The sequence below is a fragment of the Zwartia vadi genome, from assembly GCF_030410375.1.
GTDB classification, from domain to species: Bacteria; Pseudomonadota; Gammaproteobacteria; order Burkholderiales; family Burkholderiaceae_B; genus Zwartia; species Zwartia vadi.
In genome coordinates this window covers 48502-64805 of the sequence record NZ_JAUHHE010000005.1, presented here as the reverse complement: position 1 = coordinate 64805, position 16304 = coordinate 48502, and the positions used below count along the sequence as shown (strand labels likewise).

General features: G+C 52.6%; 15 protein-coding genes. All 15 read right to left on the bottom strand.

The genetic code is table 11. The annotated features are described in order from the left end of the window. Positions 1-50 precede the first annotated feature (50 nt). The 15 genes from nuoN to QWY27_RS05575 all read right to left on the bottom strand — a co-directional run bounded on the left by nuoN (position 51) and on the right by QWY27_RS05575 (position 16004). Entirely contained in the window at positions 51-1538 is a 1488-nt protein-coding gene (gene nuoN, locus QWY27_RS05645; protein WP_290195568.1) for an NADH-quinone oxidoreductase subunit NuoN, read from the bottom strand. Positions 1539-1546: 8 nt separating this feature from the next. Then, positions 1547-3049 carry an NADH-quinone oxidoreductase subunit M gene (locus QWY27_RS05640; protein ID WP_290195567.1) on the bottom strand — a complete coding sequence of 501 codons (1503 nt, stop codon included), beginning with the start codon at positions 3047-3049 and terminating at the stop codon, positions 1547-1549. Next, positions 3046-5079, bottom strand: coding sequence for an NADH-quinone oxidoreductase subunit L (gene nuoL / locus QWY27_RS05635; RefSeq protein WP_290195565.1), 2034 nt, complete (start codon positions 5077-5079; stop codon positions 3046-3048). The genes QWY27_RS05640 and nuoL overlap by 4 nt, the downstream gene beginning before the upstream one ends. A 17-nt stretch (positions 5080-5096) precedes the next feature. Then, on the bottom strand, positions 5097-5405 hold the full coding sequence (gene nuoK / locus QWY27_RS05630; RefSeq protein WP_290195856.1) for an NADH-quinone oxidoreductase subunit NuoK: 309 nt from the start codon (positions 5403-5405) through the stop codon (positions 5097-5099). Next, positions 5405-6025: an NADH-quinone oxidoreductase subunit J gene (locus tag QWY27_RS05625; RefSeq protein ID WP_290195854.1), complete on the bottom strand. Its 621-nt coding sequence runs from the start codon at positions 6023-6025 to the stop codon at positions 5405-5407. Before QWY27_RS05625 ends, nuoK begins: the two co-directional genes overlap by 1 nt. Positions 6026-6043: 18 nt before the next feature. Further along, positions 6044-6532: an NADH-quinone oxidoreductase subunit NuoI gene (gene nuoI, locus QWY27_RS05620; RefSeq protein WP_290195564.1), complete on the bottom strand. Its 489-nt coding sequence runs from the start codon at positions 6530-6532 to the stop codon at positions 6044-6046. 28 nt (positions 6533-6560) lie between these two features. Continuing rightward, positions 6561-7634 (bottom strand): NADH-quinone oxidoreductase subunit NuoH, encoded by a 1074-nt coding sequence (gene nuoH / locus QWY27_RS05615; protein WP_290195562.1) that lies wholly within the window; start codon positions 7632-7634, stop codon positions 6561-6563. Next, positions 7634-9961, bottom strand: coding sequence for an NADH-quinone oxidoreductase subunit NuoG (nuoG, locus tag QWY27_RS05610; RefSeq protein ID WP_290195560.1), 2328 nt, complete (start codon positions 9959-9961; stop codon positions 7634-7636). Before nuoG ends, nuoH begins: the two co-directional genes overlap by 1 nt. 15 nt (positions 9962-9976) lie before the next feature. After that, a complete protein-coding gene (nuoF, locus tag QWY27_RS05605) occupies positions 9977-11338 on the bottom strand; it encodes an NADH-quinone oxidoreductase subunit NuoF (RefSeq protein WP_290195558.1) in 1362 nt (453 codons plus the stop codon). Next, the gene (gene nuoE, locus QWY27_RS05600) at positions 11335-11835 is read right to left on the bottom strand and encodes an NADH-quinone oxidoreductase subunit NuoE (RefSeq protein ID WP_290195556.1); all 501 of its coding nucleotides are present in this window, start codon (positions 11833-11835) and stop codon (positions 11335-11337) included. The genes nuoF and nuoE overlap by 4 nt, the downstream gene beginning before the upstream one ends. Before the next feature lie 41 nt (positions 11836-11876). Further along, a complete protein-coding gene (locus QWY27_RS05595) occupies positions 11877-13133 on the bottom strand; it encodes an NADH-quinone oxidoreductase subunit D (RefSeq protein WP_290195554.1) in 1257 nt (418 codons plus the stop codon). Between the two features lie 2 nt (positions 13134-13135). After that, the gene (locus tag QWY27_RS05590; RefSeq protein WP_290195552.1) at positions 13136-13756 is read right to left on the bottom strand and encodes an NADH-quinone oxidoreductase subunit C; all 621 of its coding nucleotides are present in this window, start codon (positions 13754-13756) and stop codon (positions 13136-13138) included. A 61-nt stretch (positions 13757-13817) separates the two neighbouring features. Further along, positions 13818-14294 (bottom strand): NuoB/complex I 20 kDa subunit family protein, encoded by a 477-nt coding sequence (locus QWY27_RS05585; protein ID WP_290195550.1) that lies wholly within the window; start codon positions 14292-14294, stop codon positions 13818-13820. Positions 14295-14318: 24 nt separating this feature from the next. Next, entirely contained in the window at positions 14319-14678 is a 360-nt protein-coding gene (locus QWY27_RS05580; protein ID WP_290195548.1) for an NADH-quinone oxidoreductase subunit A, read from the bottom strand. Between the two features lie 171 nt (positions 14679-14849). Beyond that, positions 14850-16004, bottom strand: a complete 1155-nt coding sequence (locus QWY27_RS05575) for a porin (protein WP_290195546.1) — start codon at positions 16002-16004, stop codon at positions 14850-14852. Positions 16005-16304 lie beyond the last annotated feature (300 nt).

Here is a 16304-nt window from a genome sequence, read left to right as displayed (position 1 = left end):
CCAATGACCCCCGTTTGAAACAAAACAACCGCGAATCAGATCGCCTGGGTTCAATATGAAAGAGTGATGTGCATCACCTGCAGGCACAAGGCGATCAACGCACCAGGCATCAAGCCAAGCACCAGAACCAACATGCTATTGACCAACATCAAACCGTTGTGCATGAAGCTCATTTTCGGAACTGGCATGACAGGCTCGGCTGGCTCATCAAAGTAAACGACCTTGATGATCCGCAGGTAGTAGAACGCGCCAATCAGCGAGAACATTACCGCCACGACTGCCAGCCAGAGACGATCAGACTGAAGCAAGGACTGCAAAATCAGCAGCTTTGCGTCGAATCCGACCAGAGGTGGCAAACCTGCCATGGAGCACATCAAAATGAGCATCATTGCGGCAATCCACGGGCTGCGTTTGTTCAAGCCTTTGAAGTCATCGATGTTTTCGCATTCAAAACCTTCGCGAGAGAGATACATGACCAATCCCAAACCCGCCAAGGTCGTCAACACATAGGTCAGCATGTAAAACAATGCCGAACCGTAGGCTGAGGTATTTGCCTGAATGTCACCATCGATTGAACCGGATGCCAAACCCAGCATCACAAAGCCCATGTGTGAAATCGTTGAGTATGCCAGCATGCGTTTGAAATTTGTTTGCATGATCGCGGTCAGATTGCCGATTGCGAGCGACAACACAGCCAAAATCAGCAGCATGGGCTGCCAATGAGCGGCCAGCTCACCAAAACCAACGATCAACATCCGCACGACAATCGCAAAGACTGCAAGCTTAGGAGCAGCGGCCAGCACGAGCGTGACCGCAGTCGGCGCGCCTTGATAAACGTCAGGCACCCACATATGGAACGGCACGGCACCCAATTTGAAAGCTAAACCCGCCACCAGGAACACCACGCCAAAAGCAAGTGGCAGGAAGTCAATCTGACCCGATGCGACTGCATCAGCGATATTACGCAAATCGAGGTTGCCGGTTGCACCATACATCATGGACATACCATAAAGCATGAAACCCGAGGCAAGCGAGCCCAGAACAAAGTACTTCATCGCCGCTTCGGTCGACTGAGCATGATCGCGACGCATCGCCACCAGCGCGTACAGTGCGAGTGACATCAACTCCAGTCCAAGATAAATCGTCAGCAGATTGCCTGCGGAAATCATCACCATCTGACCAAGCAACGCAAACAACACCAGCACGTAAAACTCTCCGCCGCGCAGCATATCGCGCGTCTGGATGTATTCACGGCCGTAAATCAGCGTCAAGGCAACTGCGATGTACGAGGCAATCTTGAGTACATGGGCAAAAGGATCAGCAACATAAAGACCTGAGAAAGTCTCGCCAATCATGCCCACACTCAACTGCCACAAAGACACGGCAGTCAGGATAGCAAGCGTCAGCAGTGACAAACCATAGGCCAATGTACGGCGCGGGGACTGGCTAAACGCATCCAGGACCAGAATGACCATACCCAGCACCAGCAAAATAATTTCTGGTGCGGCCAGGGCGAAATCGAATTGGGATTGCATCATGGCGAGGCTTACAGTTTAGAAATAGAGACGTGTTGCAACAGGGCCTCAACCGACACGTGCATGACGTCGGTAAAGGGCTTGGGATAGACACCCATAAAGATCACGGCAACTGCCATGATGCTGAGCATCAAAAACTCCCGTGAGGACAAATCTTGTAAATTGCGGACATGGTCGTTGGCGACATCACCGAACGCAACGCGCTTGACCATCCAAAGTGAATACGCCGCACCCAAGATCAGGGCAGTTGCTGCCAGCAAGCCGATCCAGAAGTTGTACTCCACCGCGCCCATGATGACCATAAACTCACCAACGAAACCGCTCGTCGCGGGCAAGCCGGCGTTGGCCATCGAAAACAACACAAAAAAGGTCACGAATTTAGGCATGGTGTTCACCACACCGCCATACTCGGCAATCTGACGCGTGTGCATGCGGTCGTACATCACGCCAATACACAGGAACATCGCTGCGGACACGAAACCGTGTGAAACCATTTGAACGATTGCACCCTCAAGACCAGCGGTATTGAAGATAAACATGCCTAACGTGACAAAACCCATGTGCGCGATAGATGAGTAGGCCACGAGCTTTTTCATGTCCTCTTGCACAAGAGCCACCAAACCAACGTAGATCACAGCGATCAACGATAGAACGATGATGAAATCCGCCATGCTTGCTGCCGCATCGGGCACGATCGGCAAGGACAAGCGCAAAAAGCCGTAGGCGCCGAGTTTAAGCATGATGGCGGCCAAGACGACTGAACCGCCGGTCGGTGCCTCAACGTGTGCATCAGGCAACCAGGTGTGGACAGGCCACATCGGCACTTTGACTGCAAACGCGGCCAGGAAGGCAAAGAAAATCAAGGTCTGGGGTGTCGACTCCAACGGCAAGGTATGCCAGGTCAGAATATCGAACGACCCGCCAGAGGTGTTCCACAAGTATAAAAAGGCGACCAGTGTCAGGAGTGAACCAAGCAGCGTATAGAGAAAAAACTTGAACGCAGCATAAACACGATTCGGACCGCCCCAGACACCCACAATGATATACATCGGGATCAGGGTGGCCTCAAAGAAAATATAGAACAACAAACCATCGAGCGAGGCAAAGACGCCGATCATCAAGCCCGACAAAATCAGAAACGCTGCCATGTATTGCGAGATGCGCGAGGTAATGACCTCCCAACCCGCCACAACGACAATGATCGTGATAAAGGCGGTGAGCAATACAAACCAAAGCGAGATGCCATCCACACCGAGGTGGTAATACACTGCAAAGGCTTCGATCCAGATAGTCTTTTCAACAAACTGCATCGCAGCCGTCGAACTGTCGAAACCCAGATAAAGAGGAATCGTCACCAGGAAACTGATGATGGCGCCGACCAGAGAAAGGCTGCGTGTCAGGCCGGGACGATCATCTCGTCCGAGGGCCAACACAATCAGACCGCAAACGATCGGAACAAAAATCGAAAGCGTGAGCCAAGGAGTAGAAAAAGAAGCCATCTCGCTCGCCATCATTTGGTACCAAAGATAATGTAGGTGATCGCCGCCATCAGGCCGATGATCATCGCAAATGCGTAGTGGTAGATATACCCAGTCTGAAGGTGGCGTGTGACCGCAGCAATCATTCCAACCACTTTGGCAGAACCATTCACCAGCAGACCATCAATCAAACCGCGATCGGCCTGTTGCCAGAGACCTCTACCCAACAGGCGCGAGCCACGCGCAACCACTTGCTCGTAAAACCAGTCAAAGAAATACTTGTTGTCCAGGATGCAATTGATGAACTTGAGTTTGCTTTGAATTGCGGCAGGTACTTTTGGATTGATCAGGTAGCAATACCAGGCCACGACTGCTCCCGCAACCATCAACCAAAAGGGAACCGTCACGAAAGCGTGCAGTCCGTAAGCAAGCCAGCCATGCCATGTTTTAGCAATCGTCGCCATAGCAGGATGCTGAGCGAGCACAACGATTGAGTCTTTGAAGTAACCACCAAACAACAGCGGATCGACTAGCAGCGCACCGGCAATGACCGATGGAATCGCCAACATTGCCAGGGGAAAGGTCACCACCCAGGGTGACTCATGCGGCTTGCCACCGTGGTGACCGTGGTCATCGTGGCCGTGACTGTCATGACTATGGCTATCGTGACCGTGACTATCTTGACCTGAAGTATCGAAACGCTCTTTACCGTGGAACACAAGGAAATACACACGGAAAGAGTAAAGCGAGGTGACAAACACACCCAGCAGCGTTGCATAGTAGCCAAAGCTAGCGCCCCAGACCGTCGAAGCTGCTGCCGCCTCAATGATGTGCTCCTTGGAGTAGTAGCCTGCAAAGAAAGGCATACCGACCAGCGCAAACGTACCAATCAAAAACGTGATCCATGTGATGGGCATGTACTTGCGCAGACCACCCATGTTGCGGATATCCTGATCGTGATGCATACCGATGATGACCGAGCCGGCACCCAGGAACAACAAAGCCTTAAAGAATGCGTGCGTCATCAGGTGGAAAATCGCGACCGAGTAAGCCGAGGCGCCCAGAGCGACGGTCATGTAACCAAGCTGAGAGAGCGTTGAATACGCAACCACGCGTTTGATGTCGGTTTGAATGATGCCAAGGATGCCCAGGAAAAGCGCACCGATACCACCAACAATAATGATGAGAGATAGCGCCACATCAGAGAGCTCGAACACTGGCGAAAAGCGCGCCACCATGAAAATTCCTGCGGTCACCATGGTTGCCGCGTGAATCAACGCCGAGATTGGTGTGGGACCTTCCATCGAGTCTGGCAGCCAAGCATGCAAAGGAACCTGAGCGGATTTACCCATCGCACCGATAAACAGACAGATACACGCAACAGTCAACAGCATCCAATTCGTGCCTGGCAAGGTATGTTTTGCCAATTCGTCAGCCTGCTTGAAAATGTCGCCGTAGTGCATGGTGCCGGCATACGCAAAGAGCAAACCAATGCCAAGTACGAAGCCAAAGTCACCGACTCGGTTAACCAGGAAGGCCTTCATATTGGCAAAAATGGCGGTTGGTTTGGTATACCAAAAACCGATCAGCAGATAGGAGACCAGACCCACGGCTTCCCAACCAAAGAACAATTGAACCATGTTGTTTGCCATCACCAGCATCAGCATGGAGAACGTAAACAGGGAAATATAGGCAAAGAAGCGCTGGTAACCAGGATCCTCAGCCATATAGCCGATCGTGTAAATGTGCACCATCAGCGAGACGGAGGTCACCACGACCATCATCAAGGCCGACAAAGGATCGATCAGAAAGCCGATCTCGAGCTTGGCTTGACCGAGCATCATCCATGTGTAGACCGTACCGTCATAACGCAGTCCGTTTAAAACGTCCAGCAAAACCAGCACCGAACCGACAGCAGAAAACGCAACCAGCGCGATGGTGATCATATGTGAGGTACGTCGACCGACTTGACGACCCAGAAAGCCCGTTCCAAACAGGCCTGCCAGCACGGCACCCAGCAAAGGGGCAAGTGCAATGGCTAAATAGAGACTAGGTGAGCTAAACATATTCTTCTATATCCCGATTAGCCCTTTAGGCGGTCAAGTTCGTCAACATTGATCGTGCTGAGATTGCGGAACAACAGCACCAGGATCGCCAAACCAATCGCAGCCTCGGCTGCAGCCACCGTCAGGATAAAAAACACAAACACCTGACCCGCCTCGTCACCCATCCAAGTGGAAAACGCGACGAAGTTCATGTTCACCGCCAACAACATCAGTTCAACCGACATCAGCAACACGATCAGATTTCGGCGATTCAAAAAAATCCCGAACACGCCTATTGCGAACAAAATGGCGCCGAGTACCAAGAAATGGGGAAGTGTCAAAGTCATCATGCCTGATCTCCCGATTTAGCGTTGACGGCTTCCTGACTAGGCAGGTCAACCAGTCGCACACGATCGGCTGCACGCACCCGAACGGATGCTCCGGGATCGTTGTATTTGACGTCGCGTCGCTTGCGCAGCGTCAGCGAAATGGCGGCAATCATGCCCACCAGCAAAAGTACAGCGCCCACCTCAACTGCATAGGCATATTCGGTATACATCAACTCGCCCAAGGCGCGCGTATTGTTGTAATCGTCACCCATTTCGGCAGCAGGACCAACCTGGCCCCATGAGGTCGCGAGCACAAAGGACATCTCGACCACCATGATGAGCCCGACGATAAGTCCCATCGGCAAATACGTTTTGATCTGGGTGCGCAGCTCTTCCATTTTGATGTCGAGCATCATCACAACGAACAGGAACAAAACCATTACCGCGCCCACATACACCAGCACGAGCAGCAAACCGAGGAATTCCGCACCCAGCAACATCCAGATCATGGATGCATTTGCAAAGGCAAGAATTAAATGTAAAACAGCCGTCACTGGGCTGGTTGCGGTGATGACGCGAAAAGCCGCCACCACCAGCACGATGGCAAGGACATAAAACAAAATAGTGATAAACATGATTTCTTTTAGCCCCGGCGATCAGCGATAAGGCGCATCGATGGCGCGATTGCGGGCGATCTCGTCTTCGTAACGGTCTCCCACTGCCAACAACATGTCTTTAGTGAAATACAAGTCACCACGCTTTTCGCCGTGGTACTCATGGATATGGGTTTCAACAATCGAGTCAACCGGGCAGCTTTCCTCGCAAAATCCGCAGAAGATGCACTTGGTCAGATCAATGTCGTAACGCGTGGTGCGACGAGAACCGTCCTCACGCTGGTCCGACTCGATCGTAATAGCCATGGCCGGACAAACCGCCTCGCATAATTTACATGCAATGCAGCGCTCTTCCCCGTTCGGGTAGCGGCGCAAGGCGTGCAAACCACGAAAACGCGGGGACATCGGCGTCTTTTCCTGAGGATAACGCAGCGTGATCTTGCGCTTGAAAAAATACTTGCCGGTCAACTTCATGCCCTTGAGTAACTCAAGCAGCAAGAGGCTACCGAAAAAATCCTTGATCGCTTCCATAAATGCCTTTTTTGCCGTCGAGTCGCGGTCAGTTCCAGATGTTCCAGGGTGTTTGCATCCAGATCGCCACTACGACCAGCCACACACCCGTCAGAGGGATAAAAATTTTCCAGCCCAAACGCATAATCTGGTCATAGCGGTAACGCGGAAACGAAGCGCGGAACCAGATAAACAAGGACACCACACAGAAAGTCTTGATCCCGAGCCAAAGCCAGCCTGGCACCCAGGTCAAAGGAGCATATTCGACCGGTGCGGCCCATCCGCCCAGGAACATGATCGCGGCCATGCATGACAAAAAGATCATGTTGGCATATTCACCGAGGAAAAACAGCGCGAACGCCATACCGGAGTATTCAACCATGTGACCCGCCACAATCTCGGACTCGCCCTCCACCACGTCAAAAGGGTGACGATTGGTTTCAGCAACTGCTGAGATCACATAAATCACAAAGAGCGGCAATAAAGGCAACCAGTTCCAGGACAGGAAGTTCAAGCCCATATCGGCAAACCAGCCACGCGTTTGAACATTGACGATCTCCGTCATGTTCAAGCTTCCGGACACGAGCAATACAGTGACCAAGACAAAACCAATTGCCAACTCATAAGAAAGCATTTGAGCCGAAGCACGCATCGCTGCCAAAAATGCATACTTGGAGTTAGAGGCCCAACCCGCGACGATCACACCGTACACACCAATCGAAGTGATGGCCATGACGTACAACAGACCGGCATTGACATCAGCCAGAACATGCTCCGGACCAAACGGCACCACTGCCCATGCTGCGAGTGCAGGCATCAGTGTCACAACAGGCGCCAAAATAAACAGAACCTTGTTCGCCTGAGTAGGGACGACAACTTCTTTCGTCAGCAGTTTGAAAACGTCTGCAAAGGGCTGAAGTAAGCCTCGGAAACCCACGCGATTCGGGCCTAGGCGAATGTGCATGAAGCCAATCATCTTACGTTCCCAGTAAGTGAGATAGGCCACGCACAAAATAATAGGAATGGTGATGCTCAGAATCCTCAGAAGCGTCCAGACCACATGCCAAGCTGTTGGACCAATCAGATCCGTCGCAAAAGTTTCAACAGCACTGAACAATTCCATCAGGCACGCTCCACTTGAAGTTGACCGAAGGCACTGCCCAACGCGGCCGTTTGTTCAAACGCGGCGGCGATACGTACCGCACCTTGCACCAAGGTGCGGTCTGATTCAGCAATCAGGCTCACCTGCCCGGTTGAGGACTTGACACGCACAGTGTCTCCAGCTTGTACGCCCAGACCTGCGAGAGTTTGCGGGTGCATGCGCGCAACCGGCGCACGCGAAGCAGCTGTCGCCTGTAAAGCAGGCGCGCGACGCACCATTGCATCACTGCGATAGATCGGCACATCTGTGACGCGCTGTAAACCTTGGGTCGCGACAGTCACCAAACCAGGCTGTGCGTTCAGCGCATTAGACAAACGACCATCCACTCCGTTGGCCATGACCGCATCGCGCACAGTCTCGGAGGTTTCGTCTTCGAAACCATTGAGGTGCAAGACGTTACCCAAGACACGCAGCACCTTCCAAGCCGGACGGCTTTGTCCACGTGGGGCTGCAGTACCCTTAAAGCTCTGGGCTGTTCCCTGAGCATTCACAAACGTACCAGAGGTCTCTGTAAACGGCGCGACTGGCAACATCACATTCGCCCACTCGCGTGCGTTGGAGGCGTAAGGAGTCAAGGCGACCACAAAATCAGCCGCCTTGAGCGTGGCGACGGCCTGGGCACCATTGTCAGCATCCAAGAGCGGCTCAGCATGCAAGACGACATATGCCTTCAAGGCCTGGGACAACATCGATACAGCGCCTTTGCCGCCTTTCACAGGCACCGCACCGGCGAGATAACCTCCAACGGTATTGGCACCCGAGGTCAGGAAACCAAGTTTCCCGCCAGACAACTGGGCGACTAATTGAGCATTGGCGGCAATCGTGGTCGCTGTCGGAGCATTCACAGCCGTATTACCCAAGAGAATAGCCACGCGCTCACCGCTTGCGAGACTCTGCGCAATAGTTTGCGCAACGGCATCAGGCTGAATCGAAGCGAGTGCTGCGGGGACTTCCTGAGCCTTGAGCTTGCACAGGGCCACAGCAACCTGCGCAACAGTGTTCGCTAAGGCATCCGGTTGAACCGTCAAACGCGCGGTCAGCTTGAGCAAGGGATCATCACCAGCGATGTCGATGGCAGAAATCTGCGTGCCACGCTTGGCAGCCTGGCGCAAGCGCTGAGTCATCAGAGGATGGTCTTTGCGCAAAAACGAACCCACAACCAACACACGATCCAACGTATCGAGTTCGGCCACAGGAAAACCAAGCCATGGGGCGCCCGTCAAGGCAGCATCCAGCGACGCGTCAGTCTGACGCAGGCGGAAATCGATATTTTCAGAACCCAAGCCGCGAGTGACGCGCGCCAGTAGAGCCAACTCTTCGAGTGTTGAGTACTCGCTGGCCAAGGCACCAATCTGCGCGCCACCAAAAGCGTCACGCACATCCATCAACCCATGCGCAACGACCTGCAGCGCATCGGACCAGGTCGCTTCGTTCCACTGCCCGTCCTCGCCCTTAATCATTGGCACCGTCAAGCGATCTTCGTTTAATCCCTCGTAGGAGAAACGATCACGATCGCTGATCCAGCACTCGTTTAACGCCTCGTTTTCAAAAGGCACCACCCGGATGACCTCGTCGCCTTTGACTTGCACGACAAGATTTGCACCCAAACTATCATGAGGTGAAACGGAACGACGACGAGCCAACTCCCAGGTACGCGCCTGATAGCGGAAAGGTTTTGACGTCAAGGCACCAACTGGGCACACATCAATCATGTTGCCCGACAATTCAGACTCGACTGAACGGCCGACAAAGGTTGTGATCTCGGAGTGCTCGCCACGGCCCAGCATGCCGAGCTCCATGACGCCAGCAATCTCTTGACCAAAACGCACGCAACGCGTGCAATGGATGCAGCGGGACATTTCCTCCGCGGAAACCAAGGGTCCCATTTCTTTGTGAAAGACGACCCGTTTTTCTTCTTTGTAGCGAGAGGTCGAACCACCGTAGCCAACCGCCAAGTCCTGTAACTGGCACTCGCCCCCTTGATCGCAAATCGGGCAATCAAGTGGGTGATTGATCAACAGAAACTCCATCACACTTTTCTGGGCGGCGACTGCGCGCTCGGAACAGGTGTGGACTACCATGCCATTGGTTGCGGGCGTCGCACACGCAGGCATCGCCTTGGGTGCTTTTTCAACCTCAACCAGACACATCCGGCAGTTTGCCGCGATGGATAGTTTCTTGTGATAGCAGAAATGCGGCACATACACGCCAAGCTTATGCGCGGCGTGCATCACCATGCTGCCTTCTTGCACTTCGACTTTCTTGCCGTCGATGGTTAACTCAACCATAACTTTGTCCAGACCTTAGAGATAGGGGGCTACGACACATCGCTTGTGCTCGATGTGGTGTGCAAATTCATCACGGTAATGCTTGAGGAAACCACGCACTGGCATCGCAGCGGCATCACCTAACGCACAAATCGTACGCCCCATGATGTTGCCTGCAACAGAATCCAGCAAATCGAGATCCTCGGGCCGACCTTGACCATGCTCGATGCGGTTGACCATGCGGTAGAGCCAACCTGTGCCTTCACGACAGGGCGTGCATTGACCACAGCTTTCTTCAAAATAAAAATAAGACAAGCGCAAAAGCGACTTGACCATACAACGCGTATCGTTCATCACGATCACGGCACCCGAACCCAGCATCGAACCTGCTTTGGCGATGGCATCGTAATCCATCGTGGTGTCCATCATGATGTGGCCTGGAAGCACCGGCGCACTGGAGCCTCCAGGGATCACGGCCTTCAGTGCTGAACCGCCACGCATACCGCCGGCGAGTTCGAGCAATTTTGAGAAAGGTGTCCCAAGAGGGATCTCATAGTTGCCGGGACGTTCAACATCGCCGGTAATAGAAAAGAGTTTAGTGCCACCGTTGTTAGGCTTGCCGACCTCGAGATACGCTTGACCGCCATTGCGGATGATCCACGGCACTGCAGCGAAGGTTTCGGTATTGTTGATGGTTGTTGGTTTGCCATACAGCCCAAAACTGGCGGGGAAAGGCGGCTTAAAGCGTGGCTGGCCTTTTTTACCCTCGAGCGATTCGAGCAAGGCAGTTTCTTCGCCGCAGATATAGGCACCATAGCCATGAAAAGCATGCAACTGAAAACTGAAGCTTGAACCGAGAATTTTGTCGCCTAAAAAGCCAGCCTGACGCGCTTCTTCAAGTGCCTCTTCAAAACGCTCGTAGACTTCGAAGATTTCACCGTGGATATAGTTGTAACCGACCGAAATCCCCATGGCGTATGCAGCAATTGCCATGCCTTCGATCACGATGTGGGGATTCAGGCGCAGGATATCGCGGTCCTTGAATGTACCGGGCTCGCCCTCATCGGAGTTGCAAACGAGATACTTCTGACCAGGAAAGCTGCGGGGCATAAAGCTCCACTTGAGTCCTGTCGGAAAGCCCGCACCACCACGCCCACGCAAACCAGAGGTCTTGACCTCGGCGATCACTTCCTCCTGGCTCATGCCCTGAGTGAGGATCTTGCGCAAGGCCTCATAACCACCACGTTTGACGTAGTCGGCTAATCTCCAGTTGTTACCGTCGAGATCCGCCATGATTTGCGGACCGATATGGCGTCCGTGCAAGGCCATGGAATCGGCTAAAGTGCCGGGCGATGCATCCAAGCCTTGCGAATATTTAGACAGAATTGCGGCGCTCATGCTGCGCCTCCCTTGGCTGCGGCTTCTAAATCACTGATCATCGCATCGATTTTTTCGCGTTCCATGCGCACACACATATGATTGTTGTTCACCAACAAAACGGGCGAGTCACCACAAGCACCCATACACTCACCTTCCATCAGGGTGAACACACCATCGGGCGTCGTTTCGCGAAAACCGATGCCGAGTTTCTTTTTCAAGTAATCGGCGGTCATTTCACCATCACGCAACGCACAAGGCAGGTTGGTACAGACTGTGATCTTGAACTTGCCAACAGGACGCACGTCAAACATGTTGTAAAACGTTGCGTTTTCCTGAACCAAAATAGGAGGCTGACCGAGATAATCAGCAATATCCTGAATCACCTCGGGTGACACCCAGCCTTTTTCTTGCTGAGCAATCCCGAGAGATGCCATGATGGCGGATTGCTTTTGATCCGGCGGGTACTTGGCGACCTCGCGATCGATTTTTTTGTAGGCCTGTTCAGAGAGCAGCATGATTTAAATCCGGTGGTAGCACAGTCAAAGCGCAATGAGCATTAGCGGTCGATTTCGCCGAAAACAATATCCTGAGTGCCGATGATCGTGACAGCATCGGCGATCATGTGGCCGCGAGACATTTCGTCAAGCGCCTGCAAATGCACGAAACCAGGAGCACGAATCTTCAGACGGTAGGGCTTGTTCGCCCCATCGGACACCATGTAAATACCAAACTCGCCCTTTGGGTGTTCAACAGCGGCATACGCCTCACCAGCCGGGACATGGAAGCCTTCGGTGAAGAGCTTAAAGTGATGGATCAGCTCTTCCATGTTGGACTTCATCCCCGTGCGATGCGGCGGAGACACTTTGTGGTTGTCAATCATCACCGGACCGGGGTTGTTACGCAGCCACTGCACACATTGCGCGATGATGCGATTGCTTTCACGCATTTCTGCGATACGGACCAAGTAACGATCGTAGGAGTCACCATTCACACCCACTGGGATATCAAATTTCAGGCGATCGTAGACCTCGTAAGGCTGCATCTTGCGCAGATCCCAGGCCACACCTGATCCACGCAGCATGGGCCCAGTAAAGCCAAGCGCTTTTGCGCGCTCAGGATCAACCACACCAATACCTACCAGACGCTGCTTCCAGATCCGGTTATCAGTCAGCAAGGTCTCGTACTCATCCACACAAGCGGGAAAGCGATTGGTGAAGTCCTCGATAAAGTCAAGCAAGGATCCAGAACGCGCATCGTTCATCGCCTTGAGGTCTTTCGCTGAGCGGTACTGGCTGGATTTACCATACTGGGCCATCGCATCTGGCAAGTCGCGATAGACGCCGCCGGGACGGTAGTAGGCGGCATGCATCCGGGCACCAGACACTGCCTCGTAGCAATCCATCAAATCTTCGCGCTCGCGAAACGCATACAAAAACACCGCCATTGCACCCACATCAAGCGCATGGGAGCCAAGCGACATGAGGTGATTAAGCAAGCGGGTGATTTCATCGAACATCACGCGAATGTATTGCGCACGGACTGGCACCGTCACACCCATCATTTTTTCGATGGCCATGACATAGGCATGCTCGTTACACATCATCGAGACGTAGTCGAGACGATCCATGTAAGGCAAGGCCTGCAAGAACGTGCGATGCTCGGCAAGCTTTTCCGTGCCACGGTGGAGCAAACCAATGTGCGGATCAGCCCGTTGAATCACTTCGCCATCAAGCTCAAGCACAAGGCGCAACACTCCGTGCGCGGCCGGATGCTGAGGACCAAAGTTCAGGGTGTAGTTCTTTATTTCTGCCATGATTAGCGCCCTACTCCATAGCCGTCTTCGCGAATCACACGCGGAATGACTTCACGCGGCTCAATCGTCACAGGCTGGTACACCACACGCCCCTGCTCGGGGTCGTAACGCATCTCGACATTTCCGTAAATTGGGAAATCTTTGCGGAAGGGATGGCCGATGAATCCATAGTCCGTCAAAATACGACGCAGATCTGGATGGCCCTCAAAGACGATGCCAAACAAATCGAACGCTTCACGTTCAAACCAATTCACAGACGGCCAAACCTCAACAAGGGAGTCCAGTACTGGAAACTCAGCATTGATCGCATAGGTGCGCACGCGCAAGCGCCAATTGTGCTTGATCGAGAGCAAGTGTGCGACCACCGCGAAACGCGCCGCCGGCACGACCGCTGAGGCAGGCACTTCGCCCACACGACCTGCGCCGTAAGTCATGTAGTCAATGCCGCACAGATCTATACAGGTTTCAAAGTTCAAGCCTGGTTCATCACGCAAGCGCTGACAAGAAGACTGCCACTGCTCTGCTGAAATCTCGAGCGTGATCTCGTCTGTCGATAAAGTGATCTTTGCCTGCTCACCGAACAGTGTGATCAATTGTTGTTGCAGGTTTTCTAGCCTGGACATGTCTTAAGCCTGATTCAACCGCTGAGGTATCCTCATTAAAGGATGACTCAACGTATTTGATTTAACGTGCGATTGTGTTGGTCTGACGAATTTTGTTTTGCATCTGCAAGAGGCCGTATACAAGTGCCTCTGCAGTAGGCGGACAGCCTGGCACATAAACATCGACCGGAACAATGCGGTCACAGCCGCGCACAACCGAGTAGGAGTAGTGATAGTAGCCACCACCGTTGGCGCAAGACCCCATTGAAAGCACCCAACGAGGCTCAGGCATCTGATCGTATACTTTGCGCAAGGCGGGTGCCATCTTGTTGCAAAGCGTACCGGCAACAATCATCAGATCAGACTGACGTGGGCTGGGTCGGAAAATAATACCGAACTGGTCCAAGTCATAACGCGCAGCACCAGCATGCATCATCTCGACCGCACAACAGGCCAGTCCAAACGTCATGGGCCACATTGAACCTGTTTTAGCCCAATTGATGAATTTGTCAGCACTCGTGGTGACAAAGCCTTGTTTCAGAATACCGTCAATAGCCATAGGTGTCTCTCTGCATCAAGTGGGTTATTCCCAATCGAGCGCGCCTTTTTTCCATTCGTAGATGAAACCAACGGTCAGGACAGCCAGAAAAATCATGACCGTTACAAAACCAACCATACCTACCGCGCCATTTGCAATCGCCCAAGGGAACAAAAATGCAATTTCAAGATCAAACAAAATGAAAAGAATTGCTACTAGGTAATAGCGCACGTCAAATTTCATGCGTGCGTCACCAAAGGCCTCAAAACCACACTCATAGGGTGAGAGTTTTTGCGCATCCGGACGATTAGGGCCGATCAGCGAGCCCGCAGTAATCAGCGCAAAGCCAATCAACGTGCCCACCACAATAAATAATAAAACGGGAAAGTATTGTTCCAGATTCATCGAACGTTTCCGGCTGTTGAACAAAACTTTATGATTGTAGCATCCTGCACTAGAGTTTCAGCCGGAAAGACCTGCTAAAAAATAAGCGAGCCACTCAAAAGAGTGGCTCGCTTAATACTAACTAACTTGAAACAACCTAACCGAAGTCAGGCTGCCATTCTAAGCCGTTGCTTAGAATGCGTGACGCATACCGACACCAACAACAGTGCTCTTGGCAGTATCAACTGTTGCGTAGTTCTGGCTTGTACCGATGTAAGCATACAGGTTTGTACGCTTGGTGAAGTCGTATGTGTAGCCCAAGTTGTAGGAGTTCTGGTTAGATGCACCCAGATCCTGCATATTGCCGTTAGGTGTAATCAAAGTCCATGACAACAGAACACGTGAAACTGGGTTCACAGGAATTGTGCCACCAACGATGTAGGAGTTGTAACCGACGCTAGGTGCAAACACCAGGGCGCTGTTACCCGACAAGTTTGTAGCCAACTGAGCACCAGTTGAACCGGCACCGGAACCAGCCCAGAAGCCGTCACGTGTCTGGCCGTAAGCAGCAGCAATCTTCACAACTTTGAAATCGTACGAACCGCCGATGTTCCAGTTGCTGATTGTCTGGCCGCCCTGGGCAACGTTCGTGTTAGCAGCGTAGGCTTTTTCGTATGTTGCAGCAACCAAGATTGGGCCGTTAGCGTACTTAGCACCGATCGTCAACTGACGTGTGTTGTTCGAAGTTTCGAAGTTGTAGCCGGTCGCTGTACCGAATGCAGCAGCTGAAGCACCGTTCGAGCTCAAGCCAGTTGCAAAGGAGTAACCGATACCAGCTTGGAAGCCGCTCATTGTTGGTGTGCGGTACATCAAGGTGTTGCTCAGACGAACAGTGTTACCCGATGTGAAAGCGTGGCCCATGTTGAGCTGACCGAAGCCTGCTGCGAACGGGTCAAACGAACCGACCATCCAGTCTGATGTCAGGTTGGTCATGCGACCCAGGCGAACATCACCCCAGGAGTTGTTGCCAACGCCGAACCAAGCTGCACGACCGAAAATACGACCGTCCTGCTCCATCGTGCCGTTACCTAAATTGAAGCCGTTTTCCAACTGGAAGAACACACGGTTACCACCGCCGAGATCTTCCACGCCACGCAAACCAAAACGGTTACCTGACTGCGTACCGTAGGCTGCGCCAAAGTTTGAAAGGCCGCTGCCATTTGCAAAGCTGATGTTCTGGTAGCGCAAACCACCGTCGATAATACCGTACAAAGTTACTGATGATTGGGCCGAAGCGGCACCAGCAAAGCCGGCTAACAGGGCGGCGGCGAGCAGAGTCTTTTTCATTTAAGAAATCTCCGTAGATTTGAGTGACAAGAGCAACAAACAACTATTTGTTTGCCGCCCCCCTAACTCCGCTAAGGGAAGTTGACGCTATTGCATCAAAAATCGGCGGCCATGGCTATGAAACCAGACAGAAAAGATGCATATAGGGTCATTTATGTTGGGTTGTCGCAACAATACTAAGGATTTCAGTTAAAAACAGGGGGTTTACGCCCTGCTTTCTGTGGCAACGGCACAACAGCGCAAATGAGCCAAAATCGGGCATTTCGAGGCGATTTCAAAAAAAAAACGAGCCGGAAACAA

Coding starts and splice junctions, on each gene's coding strand:
- QWY27_RS05585 (WP_290195550.1), bottom strand. CDS start 14,294: ATGGCTATTGACGGTATTCTGAAACAAGGCTTTGTCACCACGAGTGCT.
- nuoL (WP_290195565.1), bottom strand. CDS start 5,079: ATGTTTAGCTCACCTAGTCTCTATTTAGCCATTGCACTTGCCCCTTTG.
- nuoI (WP_290195564.1), bottom strand. CDS start 6,532: ATGGAAGCGATCAAGGATTTTTTCGGTAGCCTCTTGCTGCTTGAGTTA.
- QWY27_RS05580 (WP_290195548.1), bottom strand. CDS start 14,678: ATGAATCTGGAACAATACTTTCCCGTTTTATTATTTATTGTGGTGGGC.
- nuoN (WP_290195568.1), bottom strand. CDS start 1,538: ATGATGCAATCCCAATTCGATTTCGCCCTGGCCGCACCAGAAATTATT.
- nuoE (WP_290195556.1), bottom strand. CDS start 11,835: ATGCTGCTCTCTGAACAGGCCTACAAAAAAATCGATCGCGAGGTCGCC.
- QWY27_RS05575 (WP_290195546.1), bottom strand. CDS start 16,004: ATGAAAAAGACTCTGCTCGCCGCCGCCCTGTTAGCCGGCTTTGCTGGT.
- nuoH (WP_290195562.1), bottom strand. CDS start 7,634: ATGGAATTGTTCAGTGCTGTTGAAACTTTTGCGACGGATCTGATTGGT.
- QWY27_RS05590 (WP_290195552.1), bottom strand. CDS start 13,756: ATGTCCAGGCTAGAAAACCTGCAACAACAATTGATCACACTGTTCGGT.
- nuoF (WP_290195558.1), bottom strand. CDS start 11,338: ATGAGCGCCGCAATTCTGTCTAAATATTCGCAAGGCTTGGATGCATCG.
- QWY27_RS05595 (WP_290195554.1), bottom strand. CDS start 13,133: ATGGCAGAAATAAAGAACTACACCCTGAACTTTGGTCCTCAGCATCCG.
- nuoK (WP_290195856.1), bottom strand. CDS start 5,405: ATGACTTTGACACTTCCCCATTTCTTGGTACTCGGCGCCATTTTGTTC.
- QWY27_RS05640 (WP_290195567.1), bottom strand. CDS start 3,049: ATGATGGCGAGCGAGATGGCTTCTTTTTCTACTCCTTGGCTCACGCTT.
- nuoG (WP_290195560.1), bottom strand. CDS start 9,961: ATGGTTGAGTTAACCATCGACGGCAAGAAAGTCGAAGTGCAAGAAGGC.